General features: G+C 72.1%; 15 protein-coding genes. 10 read left to right on the forward strand and 5 right to left on the reverse strand.

Annotated features, from left to right (window positions below; translation table 11 throughout):
* A partial coding sequence (locus MKK69_RS15775; RefSeq protein WP_243969256.1) for a DUF1330 domain-containing protein occupies window positions 1-290 on the forward strand: 290 nt, incomplete at its 5' end.
* A 230-nt stretch (window positions 291-520) separates the two neighbouring features.
* Here the strand turns inward: MKK69_RS15775 and MKK69_RS15780 are convergent.
* Window positions 521-1,150, reverse strand: a complete 630-nt coding sequence (locus MKK69_RS15780) for a TetR/AcrR family transcriptional regulator (RefSeq protein ID WP_243969258.1) — start codon at window positions 1,148-1,150, stop codon at window positions 521-523.
* Window positions 1,151-1,313: 163 nt separating this feature from the next.
* Here MKK69_RS15780 and MKK69_RS15785 point away from each other — a divergent pair, with 163 nt between their 5' ends.
* Window positions 1,314-2,084: an SDR family NAD(P)-dependent oxidoreductase gene (locus MKK69_RS15785; RefSeq protein ID WP_243969260.1), complete on the forward strand. Its 771-nt coding sequence runs from the start codon at window positions 1,314-1,316 to the stop codon at window positions 2,082-2,084.
* Between the two features lie 79 nt (window positions 2,085-2,163).
* Here MKK69_RS15785 and MKK69_RS15790 read toward each other — a convergent pair whose 3' ends face one another.
* Together MKK69_RS15790 and MKK69_RS15795 are read right to left on the reverse strand one after the other, a co-directional pair.
* Window positions 2,164-2,361 (reverse strand): hypothetical protein, encoded by a 198-nt coding sequence (locus MKK69_RS15790; protein WP_012318739.1) that lies wholly within the window; start codon window positions 2,359-2,361, stop codon window positions 2,164-2,166.
* 232 nt (window positions 2,362-2,593) lie between these two features.
* The gene (locus MKK69_RS15795) at window positions 2,594-3,103 is read right to left on the reverse strand and encodes a ferritin-like domain-containing protein (RefSeq protein ID WP_243969262.1); all 510 of its coding nucleotides are present in this window, start codon (window positions 3,101-3,103) and stop codon (window positions 2,594-2,596) included.
* 364 nt (window positions 3,104-3,467) lie between these two features.
* On the opposite strand from MKK69_RS15795, the gene MKK69_RS15800 reads away from it, so the two are divergent.
* Window positions 3,468-5,171 (forward strand): hypothetical protein, encoded by a 1,704-nt coding sequence (locus tag MKK69_RS15800; RefSeq protein ID WP_243969263.1) that lies wholly within the window; start codon window positions 3,468-3,470, stop codon window positions 5,169-5,171.
* 69 nt (window positions 5,172-5,240) lie between these two features.
* On the opposite strand, the gene MKK69_RS15805 is transcribed toward MKK69_RS15800, so the two are convergent.
* On the reverse strand, window positions 5,241-5,843 hold the full coding sequence (locus tag MKK69_RS15805) for a PAS domain-containing protein (RefSeq protein WP_243969265.1): 603 nt from the start codon (window positions 5,841-5,843) through the stop codon (window positions 5,241-5,243).
* Window positions 5,844-6,305: 462 nt separating this feature from the next.
* On the opposite strand from MKK69_RS15805, the gene MKK69_RS15810 reads away from it, so the two are divergent.
* Window positions 6,306-6,848, forward strand: coding sequence for a hypothetical protein (locus MKK69_RS15810; protein ID WP_243969267.1), 543 nt, complete (start codon window positions 6,306-6,308; stop codon window positions 6,846-6,848).
* Window positions 6,849-6,872: 24 nt separating this feature from the next.
* Here the strand turns inward: MKK69_RS15810 and MKK69_RS15815 are convergent, their stop codons facing one another.
* Window positions 6,873-10,349: a PAS domain S-box protein gene (locus MKK69_RS15815; RefSeq protein WP_243969269.1), complete on the reverse strand. Its 3,477-nt coding sequence runs from the start codon at window positions 10,347-10,349 to the stop codon at window positions 6,873-6,875.
* Between the two features lie 337 nt (window positions 10,350-10,686).
* Here MKK69_RS15815 and MKK69_RS15820 point away from each other — a divergent pair, with 337 nt between their 5' ends.
* The 6 genes from MKK69_RS15820 to MKK69_RS15845 all read left to right on the forward strand — a co-directional run bounded on the left by MKK69_RS15820 (window position 10,687) and on the right by MKK69_RS15845 (window position 16,253).
* Window positions 10,687-10,935: a hypothetical protein gene (locus MKK69_RS15820; protein WP_243969271.1), complete on the forward strand. Its 249-nt coding sequence runs from the start codon at window positions 10,687-10,689 to the stop codon at window positions 10,933-10,935.
* Window positions 10,936-11,115: 180 nt separating this feature from the next.
* A complete protein-coding gene (locus MKK69_RS15825) occupies window positions 11,116-11,445 on the forward strand; it encodes a hypothetical protein (protein ID WP_243969273.1) in 330 nt (109 codons plus the stop codon).
* Window positions 11,446-11,575: 130 nt separating this feature from the next.
* Complete coding sequence (locus MKK69_RS15830; RefSeq protein ID WP_243969275.1) at window positions 11,576-12,466, forward strand: LysR family transcriptional regulator; 891 nt, start codon at window positions 11,576-11,578, stop codon at window positions 12,464-12,466.
* 130 nt (window positions 12,467-12,596) lie between these two features.
* Window positions 12,597-13,367, forward strand: coding sequence for an HpcH/HpaI aldolase family protein (locus MKK69_RS15835; RefSeq protein ID WP_243969276.1), 771 nt, complete (start codon window positions 12,597-12,599; stop codon window positions 13,365-13,367).
* A gap of 10 nt (window positions 13,368-13,377) precedes the next feature.
* Window positions 13,378-14,946 (forward strand): galactarate dehydratase, encoded by a 1,569-nt coding sequence (garD, locus tag MKK69_RS15840; protein ID WP_243969278.1) that lies wholly within the window; start codon window positions 13,378-13,380, stop codon window positions 14,944-14,946.
* A gap of 80 nt (window positions 14,947-15,026) precedes the next feature.
* Window positions 15,027-16,253, forward strand: coding sequence for a PepSY-associated TM helix domain-containing protein (locus MKK69_RS15845; protein ID WP_243969280.1), 1,227 nt, complete (start codon window positions 15,027-15,029; stop codon window positions 16,251-16,253).
* The last annotated feature ends 37 nt before the right edge of the window (window positions 16,254-16,290 follow it).

Here is a 16,290-nt window from a genome sequence, read left to right on the forward strand (position 1 = left end):
AGGACTATGTGGCGGCCAACGGTGCCGCCTTCGCCAAGTTCGGCGGCCGCTTCCTCGTGCGCGGGGGCGCCCACGAGGCGGTGATGGGCCAGGCCCGGTCGCGCAACGTGGTGATCGAGTTCCCGAGCTACGAAGACGCCCTCGCCTGCTGGAACTCCGACCTCTACCAGGCCGCCAAGGCCAAGCAGCGCGGCGGCGTCGAGGCCGAGATCCTGGTGATCGAGGGCTATGACGGCCCGCAGCCGAGCGCCTCCGAGCCGGCGCCGGAAGCCGGGGCGGCCTCCGAATAGACGTGCCGCCGGAGCGCCGGTCTGACGGCGCGATCGCCGGCGCGTGACGCTTTTGACGGACGTGTATCCCGATCTTCTCCTCATCCCGAGGTGCTGCGAAGCAGCCTCGGAGAGGCGTCCCGAAATCGCCCGGTACGGGAGAACGCCGTGTCACGGCAGCAGCCTCGGCGGGCCTTCGCGGCAGCGGAAGCAGGCCGGGCGCCGTCGGAACAGGATTCGCGTCCGGCGCGCTACGGTCGGGGTGCCGTCGGCGCCAGGCTCCGCAGCAGGAACGCCGTCATGGCCTCCACGGGCGGCACCGGCTGGAGCATCGACGTCCCGACCAGCACCGGATGCGTGTAGCGGGCGATCGCGGCGTGGATGCAGGCCGCCGCCAGAGCCGGGTCCGCGGCCTCGAACGCGCCGCGCGCCACGCCGTCGCGGATGATGCGCTCGAACCCGGCGGTGATCCGGGCGACGTGGTGGCGGCAGACCTCCCAGCTCTCCGCCATCGCCGCCTCGATCATCTCGTGCAGCCGGGGGAACGCCTCGCAGCGGCGGGTGCAGTCGCGGTGCAGGGTCTCGATCGCCGCCACGAGCCGCGCGGTGGCGTCGAGGCCCGGCCGGTCGGCGATCTCCGAGATCAGCGCCTCGACCTCGCCGATCAGGCGCTCCAGCACCGCCTCGTTGATCGCCTTCTTCGATTCGAAGAAGCGGTAGACGTTGGCCGGGCTCATCTTCAGCGTCCGGGCGATGTCGGCCACCGTCGTCTTCTGGTAGCCGATCTCGCGGAAATACGCGTCCGCCGCCGTGAGGATGCGGCTGCGCGTGTCGGGTGCGCACTCCTCCGCGACCAGTTGGATCGTGTCATCGACGGACATGGGTCCTCAGTAGGCCATGCGGACGCGGAGCGTCAAAGAGAGGGCGCGACGCGGGTTCCCCCGCGCGGCGCCTGCGGCCGGTGCGCGCGTGCGGAACCGGGTCCGGCGGCGCCCATTGCCCCGGCATCCGGCCGCGACCGCGGCGCGCCTGCGAGGAAGCACGATGACCCTGACCGATACCCGTGCCCTGATCACCGGAGCCGATTCCGGGATCGGGCAGGCGACCGCGGAGCTGTTCGCCCGCGAAGGCGCCGACGTGGCGATCACCTACCACACCGACGAGGCCGGCATCCGCGAGACCGCCGCCCGGGTCGAAGCCGCCGGTCGCCGGGCGCTGGTGCTCCAGCTCGATGTCGGCGATCCGGCTGCCGTCACGGCCGCCTTCGACCGGATCGGCAGCGAGTTCGGCACCCTCGACGTGCTGGTGGCCAATGCCGGGCAGGCGATGAGCGGCGTGCCGGTCGCCGAGATGGACGACGCGTTGCTGGAGCGGATCCTGCGGGTGAACCTGATGGGGCCGCTGTTCTGCGCGCGCCCGTTCATCAAGATGCGCAGGGCACAGGGCGGCAACGGCAAGATCGTGTTCGTCTCCTCCGTGGCCCAGCACCTGCCGACCCCGGAGAGCGCCCCCTACGGCATGTCGAAGGCGGGGCTCGGCTCCCTGTGCCGGTCCCTGTCGCGGGAACTCGCCGAGGACCGGATCAACGTCAACAACGTCGCCCCCGGCCTGATCGAGACCCCGATGACCGCCGACCGCTTCGAGAAGACGGAGGTGCTCGACCGGTCTCTGGAGCGGATCCCGTGGCACCGGGCCGGCCAGCCGGAGGAGATCGCCCGGGCGATCCTCTACCTCGCCTCCGACGCGTCCGATTACGTCACCGGCCACACTCTCGTGGTCGATGGCGGGCTGACGATGCAATGGGGCGGGGCCTAAAACGACGCGAGGCGCCGGACCCGGGTCCGGCGCCTCGTAGGCTGAACGGGCTCGGCGGGGGACGGCCCCCGCCCGGGCCCTACGAGCCGAACTGCGAGCCCAGCCGCTCGAGGTATTCCGCGAGGTCGACGCCGCCGACCCGCTTGCCGTAATCGAAGCGCATCCCCTGGCGGATGTCGACGCTGGCGTCCCGGGTCGTCAGGGTGAAGGGCCGGACGCAGACCCAGGCTCCGTCGCGGCGGTGCTCGAAGTAGCCGAGGATCTCGTGCTTGGCCATAACCTGTCCTCCGGAACCGTGTTTGGAGACATAACGGTCACCCCCGCCACAGGTTCGCCCGCCGGGACTGTTTTTCGTGTCGGGATCGGCGGGTGTCGCGTGTCCGGAAACCGGAAGGCCCTCGGGGGCGGTCCGGCCTGATCTCGCCTGAGCTTGGCCATGACTGGCCGAACGCTCGCAGCCCGGCCGGTTCCGTCACGGTCGGTCTGGTCGCGGATCCCGCCGGAAGCCCCTACCGGTCGGCCTTCGCGCCGGCGGTGGTGAGCTTGATGTAGCGCTCGGTGGTCGGCCCGATCAGCGAGCGCACCGCCGCGGCCATGCCCTCTTCCTCCTTCAGCGATTGCTGGAAGGCCGTTCGATGGCCCTGCTGGCCGCCCGCGTCGCCGATCACGAGCAGCGACTCGTAGGCCGCGATCTCGAAGTTCTCGAAGGCGTGGTTGGCGTAGGTGTTCTTCAGGATCTCGTCCTGGGCCGGCGCGTGGCCGAGGGCCATCATGTTGCCCACGAAGCCCAGAAACCCCTCCTTGAGGGCCGAGGGGCTCTCGGACAGGCTCTGGAGCGCCTCCTCCAGGCGCTGGCGCTGGCCGTGCGTCTCCGCGATGTGGCGGCGCAGGGCCTGCTCCATCTCCGGATAATGCTCCAGGCGCTCGACCTGGCGCTCCATGATCTGGAGCGCCTGCATCTCGACGGCATGGGTGTTCTTGAGGGCGGTGACGTAGATCTCGTGCGTGTCGGTGGCCATGGCCGATACCTTTGTTAAGCTGCGGGATTTGAGGCCCGTACAACCAGAGAACGCAGGCTCGGCACGGCCAAGTTCCCTGCGGCCCGTTCCCATCCGGGTCGCCGGCCCGCTTCGGCCCGGCGCGGCGGTGAGCGGGGGGCGCCGCGCCGGGCCGAACCAACGAATTCGTGTGACGACAAGGGGTTAGTGACCGTGGCGGCGGCGCCACAGCGCGTCGGAACCGGTCGCCGGCCGGCGTTTTCCCCCGCCTCCGGGGTACCCCGCGGGGAAACGTCATGCGAGCGTCGTATGCCACATCCCACAACCTCGGGCTGTTCGCCGCGGATCCCGCCCGGGGATCCCCGACCCCGTTGGGTGAGGACCGATGCTGCGCCTGAACCTGCCGAGCGCCCACGCCACCGCGGCGGCGACCGGTCTCGCCCTCGGTCTCACGGCCGGTCTCGGAGCCGGTCCGGCCCGGGCCCAGACCGTCGCCGAGATGGCCGCGCGCATGGACGCGATGCAGCGCCAGATGCTGTCCATGCAGCAGGAACTCGCCGCCCTGCGCCGGCAGTCCGGCGCGCAGAGGGCGGCGCTCGCCGGTGAGACCCGGGAGCGCCGGGTCCTGTCGCGGGATCAGGCCCGCCTCGCCGCCCGGACCGAGCACCAGCAGCGCGTCGCGCAGGCGGGCGGTCCCGGCGGGGCCCGGCCGGGGGTGAGCGAGCACACGCCGGTGATCCTCGCCAACGACCTCGTCTGCAACGCCGGCAGCTACGCGCTCGGGCCGGCGATCTGCTTCACCCCGGGGGGCTTCGTCGAGCTGGCCGGGATCTTCCGCAACCCCAACACGGTCTCGGACACCGCCACCGACTTCAACGGCATCCCGTTCCGCAACAGCCCCCAGTCCCGCGAGAGCGAGTTCCGCTTCTCCGCCCGGCAGAGCCGGCTGAGCGGGCTGTTCACCGCCCGGGTCGAGCCGACGCTCCAGATCTCGGGCTATTACGAGATCGACTTCCTGGCGGCCGGCACCACCTCGAATTCGCGCGAGAGCAACAGCTACACGCCCCGCGTCCGGCAGATTTTTACAACTGTCGACGCCCTCGATAGCGGCTGGCACGTGCTCGCCGGCCAGGCCTGGAGCCTGGTCACCACGGACCTGTCGGGCATCACGCCGCTCAAGGAGCAGATCCCGCTCACCATCGACGCCCAGTACGTGCCGGGCTTCAATTGGACCCGCAACCCGCAGGTGCGCGTCGTCAAGGACATCGCCCCGGGCCTGTGGGCCGGCCTGTCGGCGGAATCGCCCCAGAGCGTCCTGCCGCCGAGCCCCTTCGCGGCGCCCAGCCTCGTCAATGTCAACAACACCGGCGACGCGGCCGGCCTGCTCAACAATTCCACCACCTACTCGAACAGCAGCGTCCCCGACCTCATCGGCAAGCTCGCCATCGAGCCGGGCTTCGGGCATTTCGAGCTGAAGGGTCTGGTGCGCTTCTTCGACGACCGGCTGAGCCCCACCACCCTCACCACCGCGACCCGTCTCCCCGGCCACTCCGACACCGCGGTGGGCTACGGCATCGGCGGCGCCGCGACCCTGCCGGTGATCGACAAGCGCCTCGATCTCCAGGTCAGCGGCCTCGTCGGCCAGGGCATCGGCCGCTACGGCTCGGCGCAGCTGCCCGACTTCGCCCTGAAGGCCGACGGCTCGATCGCGCCGGTCCCGGCCTTCCAGCTGCTCGCCGGCGCGGTCGCCCACGTCCAGCCGGGCACCGACGTCTACCTCTATGCCGGCTGGGAGCACGCGTCCCGGGCGGGCGCGCCGAACGCCACGGGCTACGGATCGCCCACTTTGGTGGTGACGGGCTGCGACGTCGAGGGGGCGGCGAGCGGGACCTGCCAGGCGGAGACCCGGGACATCCGCCAGATCACCGGCGGCTTCTGGCACGACCTGTACAAGGGCGGCTACGGCCGCCTCGTGGCGGGCGCCCAGGTCTCCTACACCGAGCGCGACGCGTTCCGGGGCGCCTTCGGGATCACCCCCTCCAACCACCTCGTCACCGGCCTGACCTCCCTGCGCTACTACCCGTTCTGAGCGCCGGGGCGGCCCTTCCGGCCGAGGGCGCCGCGCATCGCGACGCGGCGCCGGGACCCGCGGGCCCGGTCAGTGCAGTGCGGTGTCGTGCGCGATCCGCTGCCGCGCCGCCAGGTGCCGGCCGATCTCCAGCAGCAGGGTCTCGGTCAGCGCCTGCATGCCTGCGTCGTCGAGCTGCGAGACCGCGTTGTGCAGCGACAGGCACAGGTCGGCGGTCCGGTTGAGGGCGTCGTCGATGCTGGCGCCGTCGCGCTGGGCGAAGGCGGTGCCGGCGGACTTGCTGTCCGAGATCTCGACGATCACCCCCCGGCCCGTGGTCGGCTGGCCGGCCTCGTCCAGGTAGAAATGCCCGCGGGTGAACACCCATCGCAGCCGACCCGCCGGCGAGCAGACGCGGTACTCGGCCGCGTAGGAGCCGCCGGACTCGACGCAATCCAGGATCACCTGCGCAATGTGCGCCTTGTCGTCCGGATGGACCGCCTCCAGGATCTCCGCGAGGCTGACCCCGGCGCGCGACCGGGCGGGGCTGATGTTGAACAGCAGGGCGCTGACCGGATCGGCGCGCGCATCGTCCCTGGCGATGTCCCAGGTCCAGAAGCCGACGCCGCCGGAGGCCTGGAGGGCCGCACAGAGCGCCGCCTCCGACACGACATCGTCCGCCGCCTGGTCCATCTGAACTGTCCCTCGCTGGTCGGGGCGGTCCTGCGCCGTGTCGCCCCGTGCCCGTGGCCGTCTCAACTGGAAGTCGATGATCGAGAAAGGCTGGTCTGCCAATAAGCGCCTCTCACAAAACGTCTGCGCCGCCGGCTTCCCCTCCGGCGAGATCGCGCGCCCCGCGGTGGCGGGTGCGAGCCGTCGCGGGGGGCACGTCCATGGCAAGGCTTTGCCGACGCGCCGTTCTTCGTGGGTAGAGTGCGGCCCCGATCGCGGCCCGGACGGGTCGAGAACGCCTTACGGCAACGCTTGCGCCTGTCCATCCTCCGCAATCGCTACTGAGGCGTGGCCATATTATTATTGCTTACCGTGGGTTCATGAACCCGCAGCCCGCAGATGGATATTCTAAACGCAAATTAGTTGTAGGGAAGCTGCCGATTTGGCGCTATGTGATAGCGTCCACCCAGCTCGGAGACTAGGATGCGCCGTCTAGCACTCGAATCCGCAGTGCTGTCCCTCCTGGCGTCTACGGTCGTCTTCCCGGCCACCTGCTACGGCAAGCCGAAGCAGGTCAGGTTGCCGATGCTGGAGGTGCCTAATGATCTCGGCATCATCCTCAACAAGCCCAATTTCGGCAGCCGCTCGACGCTGCTGCGGGCGCCGGTCGAGTTGTCGGACGCCAATGACCGGCGGGTCCTGGCGCGGGAACAGCTGATGTGGCAGCGCCTCAACGGCTCCCTCTGCACCGGCTGCGGCGAGACCCAGGTCGTGCGCAAGGTCAATTACGTGGATCCGGTCGCCGTCCTGAACGCGAAGCCCGCCGCCGCGCCGGACAGGGCCGTGGCCCGGTACGCGGCCGTGCCGCCGCGGATCGCCCGCGTCCGTCTCGCCCACCGGCAGCACCGCAATTCGCGGCTGTACGCCTATTACAGCAGGCTGCGCTACGCCGTGCTGAAGTGGCGCCGGCACCACCACCGCCGACGGGTCCGGGCCGTCCAGCACAATCCGGCATCGCCCGTATAGTCACGCGACGCCGCGCGGGCGGGATCAGGCCGCCCGCAGGGCCTTGATCTCGGCGATCGTGACCGCCGTGCGGTCCCGGAGCGTGCCGAGCATCGGGGCGACATCCGCCCCCGACTGGCAGGCCGCCTCGACGGCCCGGCAGGTCTCGGCCAGCGTCGCGAAGCCCACCATGCTGGCCGCCGACACCATCGCGTGGGCGTCCAGCATGAGCCGGTCGCGGCTCGTCTCGGGCGCGGCGGTGCCGAACCGCTGGGACAGCTCCTTGGCCAGCATCGCGAGCAGATCGTTCATCCGCGCCCGGCCGATCATCTGGGTCATCTCGTCGAGGACGGCGCGGTCGATCGTGCCGCCGGGGGACGGCGGCTCCGCGGGCCGGTCGGTCCAGCGGTCGATCGCGGCGAGCAGCGTCTGCGCGCGGAACGGCTTGCCGACATGGTCGTCGAACCCGGCCGCACGCAGCTCGGCCACCTGCTCCGGCAGGACGTTGGCCGTCATCGCCACGATCGGGACGCGGCCCGGTGCATCGCCGAGCGCGCGGATCCGCCGGGTCGCCGCGATCCCGTCCATCACCGGCATCTGCACGTCCATCAGGACGAGGTCGTAGGGCCGGGCCTGGACCGCCGAAACCGCGGCGACGCCGTCGCCCACCACGTCCACCGCGTGCCCGGCCCGTTCCAGGATCGTCCGGGCGAGTTCCTGGTTCAGCGGCACGTCCTCGGCGAGGAGCAGGCGCTTGCCGGTCGCGCTGAGACGGGCCGAGGCGGAGGCCGCCGCGGGCGCCGCCGGGGCGGTCTCGGGCAGCGCGGCCTCGAACCAGAAGGTCGAGCCGCGCCCCACCGTGCTCGCGACGCCGATCGTCCCGCCCATCAGCTCGACCAGCGACTTGGAGATGGCGAGGCCCAGGCCGGTCCCGCCGTACTCGCGGCTGATCGAGCCGTCGACCTGCGAGAACCGCCGGAACAGCCGGTCGCACTTGTCCGCTGGGATGCCGATCCCGGTATCGTCGATCTCGAAGCGCAGGGTCGGCGCGCCGGCCCCACCGCCGGGGCCGGCCAGGACCCGCAGGCCGATATGTCCCGCCGGGGTGAACTTCACGGCGTTGTTGAGCAGGTTGAGGAGAACTTGGCGCAGGCGATCCTCGTCGCCCTCGAGCCAGGCCGGCAGGCCCGGCGTCCGGGTGATGGTGAGGGCGAGGCCCTTGCGCTCGGCCGACGGGCGCACGATCGAGACCGCGTTGTCGATGAGCGCTTCGAGGGCGAAGGGCCGGGGCACGATCTCGACCTGCCCGGCCTCGACCTTCGAGTAGTCGAGGACGTCGTTCACCACCGTCAGGAGCGCCGCCCCCGCGGTGCGGATGTGGTCGGCGTGCCGGCGCGCCACCGGTCCGAGGTCCGTCTCGTCGAGGAGCAGGTCGGCGTAGCCGATCACGCCGTTCAGCGGCGTGCGGATCTCGTGGCTCATGGCCGCCAGGAACTCGCTCTTGGCCGCGCTCGCCCGCTCCGCCTCCAGGCGCGCGGCGTCGGCCGCGGCCTTGGCGGCGAGGAGCGCCGCCTCGGCGGCCTTGCGGGCGGTGACGTCGATGTTGAGGCCCATCATCCGCCGCGTCCGGCCGTCCGGCCCGGGGGCGCCGCGCCCGACGCCGTTGATCCAGCGCACGCCGCCCTCCGCGGTCGGGACCTGGAACTCGATCGAGAAGGTCTCCCCCGTCTCCGCGGCCGCGGCGGCGGTCCGCAGGGCGCACTCCCCGTCCCGGCGATCGATCAGGCTGAGCCAGGTCTGCGCGTCGAGCCCGTAATCCCGGTCGGTCTCGATGCCGTGCAGGCGCGCGCTCTCCGCCGACCAGTCGATCCGGCCGGTGTCGAGGTCGAGGTGCCAGGTGCCCGCCTTGGCGGCCTGCTGGGCCAGATGCAGCAGGCTGCTCGCCTCCTCGACCTCGCGGCGCGCCGTCACGATCTCGTCGATGTCGAGGGCGGTGCCGAGCATCCCGACCATCGTCTCCCCGTGCCAGATCGGCAGGAGCACGAGCTTGTGCCAGCGATAGGCGCCGTCGTGCCGCTGCAGCCGCCCCTCGACCTCGTAGGCGGTCCGCCGTTCGCGCGCCGCGCACCACAGCTGCTCCATCCGCTCCGCGTCCTCGGGATGGTTGCGGGCGATCCGCGCGGCCCGCGACGGGCCGATCGGGCCGTAATAATCCTCGAAGCGCCGGTTGACGTAGGTCGCCTCCCCGGTCCCCGTGCCGGCGATCCAGACGAGCTGCGGCAGCGCGTCCGCCAGCGCCCGGTAGCGCGCCTCGCTCAGGCGCAGGGCGTCCTCCGCGGCCTTGCGGCCGCTCACGTCGCGCAGGGTGGCGACGTAGCCATCCGCCTGGCCCGTCACCCCGTCGTGGGTCAGGCTGAAGGAGATCTCCAGCCAGACCCAGTGGCCGTCCCGGTGCCGGTAGCGCTGGCAGGTCAGGGCCTGTTCGGTGCGGCCGCTGGTCAGGCCGTCGAGGACGGCGCGGTAGGCCGCGACGTCGTCGGGATGGACGTCGGCGAGGGGCTGCGTCCCGATCAGCGCCTCCGGATCGTAGCCGAGGACGGCGCGCACGGCGGGGGAGACGTAGCGGCGGCAGGTGCTCAGGTCGGACCAGATGATGATGTCGGTGGCGTTCTCGGCGAGCAGCCGGTAGCGGCGCTCGCTCTCCTCCATCGCGCCCTCGGCGATCCGGTTCTGCGTCACGTCGCTGAAGGTCAGGACCGCGCCGCCATCGGCGAGGGGCGAGCGGCGGACCTCCAGGGTGATCCCGGTGGGCAGGCGCCAGTCGAACAGCGGCGGGAGCGCCCGCAGGTCGCGGCCGACCAGCCCGAGCCGCAGGTCGGATTCCGCCGCCGCGAAGTCGCCCCGGGCGCGCTGGTAGGCGTGGATGTCCGGGAAGGCGACGCCGGCGCGCAGCACGTCGCCCGGCAGGTCGAGCAGCTCCGCGGCGGCGCGGTTGAACACGCGGACCCGCTGCTCGGCATCGAGCACGACGAGGCCCTGGTCCATGCTGTCCAGCGTCCCGTGCAGGAGCCGGTCGGTTTCGTGGGCGCGCCGCTCGGACCGGACGAGGTCGCTCACGTCGAGGAGCATGCCGTGCAGGGCGACGAGCGTGCCGTCGGGTCCGAATTCGGGCACGCCCTGGATGATCGCGTCGAGGTGCGAGCCGTCCGGACGCATGATGCGGGCCCGTGCCTGATAGGGGCTCGCCGGCCGGTTTCCGGACAGGATCCCCTCGACCCGCGCGGTCACGGCGGCGCGGTCGTCCGGATGGTAGCAGGCGAAATGGTCCTCGAAGGCGAGGTCGCGCGCCTCCGGCGCCCCGAGCAGGCGCGCGAGCCCCGCCGACCGGGTCACCCGGCGGCTGAGCGGATCGAGGCGCCACTGGCCGAATCCGGCGGCTCCGTCCCAGGGGGCCGGCTCGCCCGTGGCCGGGGGCGCGGCGGGGCTCGGCGGCGCGACCGGGGAAGGCGCGTCTGTCTGCATCGGCGCTCGCGGATCCGTTCGACCGGCGCGAACCGCGCCCCGAAGCACCGACGGCGGTGCTGAGACGGCAGCTTTCTCACCCGATGGTTGCGGAATCCTTGCCGCGACACCTGCGGCATTCGCGCCGGCCGCCCCGGCACCCTTCGTCATCCCGCCCCGTCCAGGCTGTGGGCGCCCCGTCGGCCCCCGTCGGCCCCCCTCGGCCCCGAACACGGCCGGGTCGGTGGGAACCATCCGGGCCGCAAGCGGCTTCCTCGCCGACCCGTGGGAGAATCTGCTCCCGCCAACGGTCTCGAGGAAACGCCTGCCCTCACCGGCGGCGAGAGAGGACACCCCCTTGCGCACCACGATCATCACCGCCGCACTGATCGCCGTCTTCGGCAGTGCCGTCGCCCTGCCGGCTTCGGCCGCGCCGATCGGACCCGGAGCCGCCGCTGCCCCCGCCGACATGGTCACCCATGTTCAGATGGACCGGATGGAGCACCGCATGATGCACCGCCGCATGGAGCGCCGGATGATGCGCCACCGGATGGAGCGTCACATGATGCGCCGCGACATGCGCCACCGCATGATGCACCGGATGTGAAGCCGATCCGCCGCGGGGCCTGCCCCGCGGCGGCACCGCACGGGATGGCCGTCCGGCCTCTGAACCGCCCGCCTGCCGCGTATCGGCGGGCGCCGGCCGCCCGCTCGATCTCACGGCCAAGCCGATCGAACCATTCCCGGTGCGAGGCGTTTCACGCCACCGGAAGAAGGATCTGGAACAATGAAGGCGCTTCTGACAGCGGCCGCGGTGACCCTCGGTATCCTGGGCGTGGTCGGCCCGGTCTCGGCGCAGCCCCGTCCCGATTACGAGGATTACGGCGATCGCGGCCGCGACCGCGTCTATCGGGATCGCGGCGAGGACGAGTACCGGGATCGCGGCTATCGCGACCGGGACGAGTATCGCGGGCGCGCCACCTTCGAGTTCGACGAGCGCGAGTACCTGCGCTGCAATCCGGATGTCCGCCGCGCCATCGCCAACGGCCAGATGGAATCCGGGGCCGCGCATTACCGCACGTTCGGGCGCCGGGAAGGCCGCCGGCTGAGCTGCTGACCGGACGGGGTGTCGGGGCCGTGCCGAATCCACCGGTACACGGCCTGACCTGACTGACGTCGCCGCGGGGACGCGGCGGTGGACACGGCTTATGCTCCCGGCCCGCATCGCGGCGCGCACCGGAGCCCCCATGTTCGACTTCAGCCAGCTCCGGTGCTTCGCGGCCGTCGCGGAGGAGCTGCATTTCGGACGTGCGGCGGCCCGCCTGAACATGACGCAGCCGCCCCTGTCGCGACAGATCCAGGTGCTGGAACGGATCCTCGACGTCCGGCTCCTGGAGCGCACGAGCCGTTCCGTCCGGCTGACCGCGGCCGGGCGCAGCTTCCTTCCCGAGGCGCAGCGGATCCTGCGCCTCGCCGAGGCCGCGACCCATGTGACCCGGCAGGTCGCGGCGGGACGCGCGGGCGTCCTGAAGCTCGGCTTCACGGCGGCCTCGGCCTACGACGTCCTGCCCTGCCTCGTCTCCGCGGTCCGGCGGACGCTGCCGGACGTCACCCTCGCCCTGCGCGAGATGGTGAGCAAGGATCAGATCGCGGATCTGCTGGCCGGCCGCATCGACGCCGCGCTGGTGCGTCCGCCGGTGACGCATCCGGACCTGACCGCGATCCGGGTCCTGGCCGAGCCCCTGGTGGTCGCGCTGCCGGCGGCCCATCCCCTGGCGCCGCGCGACCGGCTCAGTCCCGGCGATCTCGGTGGCGCGGCGCTGATCGGCTACGCGCCGAACGAGGCGCGCTACTTCCACGATCTCACCCGCGACCTGCTCGTCGAGACCGGGATCCAGCCGCGGATCGTCCAGCAGCTGACGCAGATCCACTCGATCCTGGCCCTGGTCCGGGCCGCGGTGGGGATCGCCCTGGTCCCGGCGGCGGCCGAGCGCCTGCGCTTCGCGGATGTGGTGTTCCGCCCGCTCGCGCTGTCCGCGCCGCGGCCGGTCGAATTGCTCCTGGCCTGGCGGCGCGATGCGGACGATCCCCTGATCGCGCAGCTGGTCTCGATCCTGTCGGACATGCCGGCCGGCTGATCCCAACGGGCGCATCGATGCCGCGCTCGCATCGATCGATCCAGCCTTTGGCTTTGACCTCGGGGCGGAAGGCTGCGCCTGATGGCACCGGACGGCGCGCAGACGCCCGGTGCCCAGGGAGGGACTCGCGATGGACAGCCTCACCAACCGCTTCAAGGCGGCGCTCGCCGAGGGGCGCCAGCAGATCGGCCTGTGGTGCAGCCTCGCCAGCCCGATCTCCACGGAGATCGTCGCCGGGGCCGGGTTCGACTGGCTGCTCCTCGACATGGAGCACTCGGCCAACGACCTGCGGGACATCTACGCCCAGCTCCAGGCGATGATGGAGGGCCCCACCCACCCGATGGTGCGGGTGCCGAGCGATGATCCGATCACCATCAAGCGCATCCTGGATGCCGGCGCGCAGTCGCTGATGATCCCCAATATCGACGATGCCGAACAGGCCCGGCGGGTGGTCGCGGCGACGCGCTACGCCCCCCGGGGCATCCGCGGCTTCTCGCAGGCGCCCCGCGCCGCCCGGTTCGGCCGCATTCCCGATTACCACACCCGCTGCGAGGCCGAGATCTTCGTGGCGGTGCAGGTCGAATCGCGCCGTGCCCTGGACAATCTGGACGCGATCGCCGCGGTCGAGGGCGTGGACGGGGTGTTCATCGGCCCCGGCGACCTCTCCACAAGCCTCGGCTATCTCGGCCAGCAGGGTCACCCCGAGGTGGTCCGCACCATCGAGGACGCGGTCGCCCGGATCGGGAAGGCCGGCAAGCAGGCCGGGATCCTGACCCCGAGCGAGGAGCTGGCCAAGCGCTACATCGCCGCCGGCACCCGGTTCACCGCGGTGGGGTCCGATATGGGGCTGCTCGCCCGCAACGCCGAGGCTTTGGCCGGGCGTTTTCGGACGCCAAGTTGAGGGGATGGCGATGCAGGCCGAGAGCGAAGCCCCGTCCCGCGAGCGCCCGTCCGGCGACCTGCCGCGCACGATCCGCCTGAGCGAACGGGACAACGTCGCGATCGTGGTCAACGCCTTCGGCCTGCCGGCCGGCACGGTGTTCCCGGACGGGCTGGAGCTCGTCGAGTTCGTGCCGCAGGGCCACAAGGTGGCGCTCACCGACATCCCGGAGGGCGGCGACGTGCGCCGCTACGGCGAGGTGGTGGGCATCGCCACCCAAAACATCCCGCGGGGCGCCTGGGTGGAGGAATCCCGGGTGGCGACGCCGCTGGCCCCCGCCCTCGACGCCCTGGACTTGGCCACGCGGGTGCCAGCCCCCCTGCCCCCGCTCAAGGGCTACACCTTCGCGGGCTACCGCAACCCCGACGGGTCGGTGGGTACCAAGAACATCCTGGCGATCTCGATCAGCGTGCAATGCGTCGCCGGGACCCTCGACGTGGCGATCCGGCGGATCAAGCAGGAGCTGCTGCCGCGCTACCCCAACGTCGACGACGTGGTCGGCCTGACCCACGCCTATGGCTGCGGCGTCGCCATCAACGCCCCCGAGGCGGTGGTGCCGATCCGTACCCTCCAGAGCCTCGCGCAGAACCCGAATTTCGGCGGCGAGGTCATGGTCGTCGGCCTCGGCTGCGAGAAGCTCGTCTCGGAGCGCCTGCTGCCTGACAACGGCGCGGCCGGGGACGGGGTGGTGCGCCTCCAGGACGAGCGCCACCGGGGTTTTTCCGCCATGCTCGACAGCATCCTGGCGATGGCCGAGGCCCGCCTGGAGGTGCTGAACCGGCGCACCCGCGAGACCTGCCCGGCCGCCGACCTGGTGGTCGGCCTGCAATGCGGCGGCAGCGACGCCTTCTCGGGGGTGACCGCCAACCCGGCGCTGGGCTTCGCGGCCGATCTCCTGGTGCGCAGCGGCGCCACCGTGCTGTTCTCCGAGGTGACGGAGGTGCGCGACGCGATCCACCTCCTGACCCCGCGGGCGAAGAGCCCGGAGGTCGCCCAGGCTCTGATCCGCGAGATGGCCTGGTACGATGCCTATCTCGCCAAGGGCGAGGCCGACCGCCGGGCCAACCCCTCCCCGGGCAACAAGAAGGGCGGCCTCAACAACATCGTCGAGAAGGCGCTCGGCTCGGTCGCAAAGTCCGGCACGAGCGCGATCTCCGGAGTCCTGGCCCCGGGGGAGCGCGTCCGCGGGAAGGGCCTGATCTTCGCCGCGACGCCGGCGAGCGACTTCGTCTGCGGCACGCTCCAGCTCGCCTCGGGCATCACCCTGCAGGTGTTCTCCACCGGCCGCGGCACGCCCTACGGTCTCGCCCAGGCCCCGGTGATCAAGGTGGCAACCCGGACCGAGCTCGCCGAGCGCTGGTCCGACCTGATCGACCTCGATGCCGGCCGGATCGCCACCGGGGAGGCTACGATCGAGGCGGTCGGCTGGGAGCTCTTCCACCTGATCCTCGACGTGGCGAGCGGGCGCAAGCAGCCCTGGTCGGACCGTTGGGGCCTGTTCAACGACCTGACCCTGTTCAACCCGGCGCCGATCACCTGAGACCGGGGGGCCCGGCCGCGGCCCATGCGTCCCGCGGCGTCGTCAGCTTGGCCGGAAACTGGTAGGCAGCCGGCACCGCCATGACGCTGCCGATTCCCTCCCCCCGGACCGTGCTCTTCCGCCTGCACTGGGCGCTCGGCCTCACCGCCGGTCTCGTGCTCGCCCTGATGGGCCTGACCGGGGCGCTGATGAGCTACGAGGAGGCGATCACCGCCTTCGCCAACCGCGACCGTCTGGCCGTGGTCGCCGGCGACCGCGCGGCGCTCCCGCCGGCGGCCCTCGCGGCGCAGGTCGAGGCCCGGGCGGGCGGCCGCCGGGTGAGCGCGCTGACCCTCTCGGACGACCCGCATGCCAGCGTCGCCGTGCGCTTCGCCCGCGATCCGGAGACCCGCGAGCGCCCGCCCGCCCTCTATGCCGACCCCTATGACGGCGCGGTGCTGGGCCCCGTGCGGCTGGAGGCGGCGTTCGCGACGATCCGGGACCTGCATCGCTGGCTGCTGCTGCCGGGCGGCTCGAAGGGCTGGGGCCGCACGATCACGGGGGCCTGCACGCTGGCGCTGCTGGCCTTCCTGGCCACCGGCCTCTACCTGCGCTGGCCCAAGATCCACCGCTGGCGGATCTGGCTGAAGCCGAGCCTGTCCCGCCCCGGCCGGCCGCGCTGGTGGTCGCTCCACGCCGTGGCCGGGACGTGGCTCCTGCCGGTCTACCTCGTCGCCGCGCTGACGGGGCTGACCTGGTCCTACCCGTCGGTCAAGGACGCCGCCACGTGGCTGCTGGTGGGCGACCGGGCCGCGGGCAAGCCCGCCCGTGCCGGCCGCAGGGCTGCCCCCGAGGCGCCGGGCGACGCATCCGGGCCGGCGGCCGTCGACCGCGCCTGGGCGGCGTTCCGGTCCGGCGCGGGGCGCGAGGCGGGCACCGCGATCCTGACCCTGCCGGAACCCGACGCGAAGGCGATCCGGATCCGCTGGCTGCCGAAGGGCGTGGATGATCCGAGCGCCCGCAACGAGGCCCGCTACGATGCCGCCACGGGGGCGCTCCTGTCGGCCGAGCGCGCCGCCGACACGCCGCTGGGCCGGCGGATCCTGGAGAACATCCTGGAGGTGCATCGCGGCCGCTTCTTCGGCGCCCCGTTCGCCCTGCTGTTCTGCCTCGGCGCCCTGGCCCTGCCGGGCTTCGCGGCCACGGGGCTGACCCTCTACGTCCTGCGTCGCCGCGCGGATGCGCGGCGCCGGAGCGTCCTGCCGGGGGCGAAGACCGGGTTTCCGAAGGGCGAGCCCTTCGGCGGGGTTCAGGGGCGGAGCCCCTGAGAGACCCGGGCTCCGCCCTGGACCCGCACAAGGGCTC

The sequence above is a fragment of the Methylobacterium sp. J-026 genome, assembly GCF_022829585.1.
Taxonomy (GTDB): domain Bacteria; phylum Pseudomonadota; class Alphaproteobacteria; order Rhizobiales; family Beijerinckiaceae; genus Methylobacterium.

Bases quoted from the DNA above. Each gene is read 5' to 3' on its own strand.
- MKK69_RS15780 (WP_243969258.1), bottom strand. From the start codon at position 1,150: ATGTCCGTCGATGACACGATCCAACTGGTCGCGGAGGAGTGCGCACCC.
- MKK69_RS15785 (WP_243969260.1), top strand. From the start codon at position 1,314: ATGACCCTGACCGATACCCGTGCCCTGATCACCGGAGCCGATTCCGGG.
- MKK69_RS15790 (WP_012318739.1), bottom strand. From the start codon at position 2,361: ATGGCCAAGCACGAGATCCTCGGCTACTTCGAGCACCGCCGCGACGGA.
- MKK69_RS15795 (WP_243969262.1), bottom strand. From the start codon at position 3,103: ATGGCCACCGACACGCACGAGATCTACGTCACCGCCCTCAAGAACACC.
- MKK69_RS15800 (WP_243969263.1), top strand. From the start codon at position 3,468: ATGCTGCGCCTGAACCTGCCGAGCGCCCACGCCACCGCGGCGGCGACC.
- MKK69_RS15805 (WP_243969265.1), bottom strand. From the start codon at position 5,843: ATGGACCAGGCGGCGGACGATGTCGTGTCGGAGGCGGCGCTCTGTGCG.
- MKK69_RS15810 (WP_243969267.1), top strand. From the start codon at position 6,306: ATGCGCCGTCTAGCACTCGAATCCGCAGTGCTGTCCCTCCTGGCGTCT.
- MKK69_RS15815 (WP_243969269.1), bottom strand. From the start codon at position 10,349: ATGCAGACAGACGCGCCTTCCCCGGTCGCGCCGCCGAGCCCCGCCGCG.
- MKK69_RS15825 (WP_243969273.1), top strand. From the start codon at position 11,116: ATGAAGGCGCTTCTGACAGCGGCCGCGGTGACCCTCGGTATCCTGGGC.
- MKK69_RS15830 (WP_243969275.1), top strand. From the start codon at position 11,576: ATGTTCGACTTCAGCCAGCTCCGGTGCTTCGCGGCCGTCGCGGAGGAG.
- MKK69_RS15835 (WP_243969276.1), top strand. From the start codon at position 12,597: ATGGACAGCCTCACCAACCGCTTCAAGGCGGCGCTCGCCGAGGGGCGC.
- garD (WP_243969278.1), top strand. From the start codon at position 13,378: ATGCAGGCCGAGAGCGAAGCCCCGTCCCGCGAGCGCCCGTCCGGCGAC.
- MKK69_RS15845 (WP_243969280.1), top strand. From the start codon at position 15,027: ATGACGCTGCCGATTCCCTCCCCCCGGACCGTGCTCTTCCGCCTGCAC.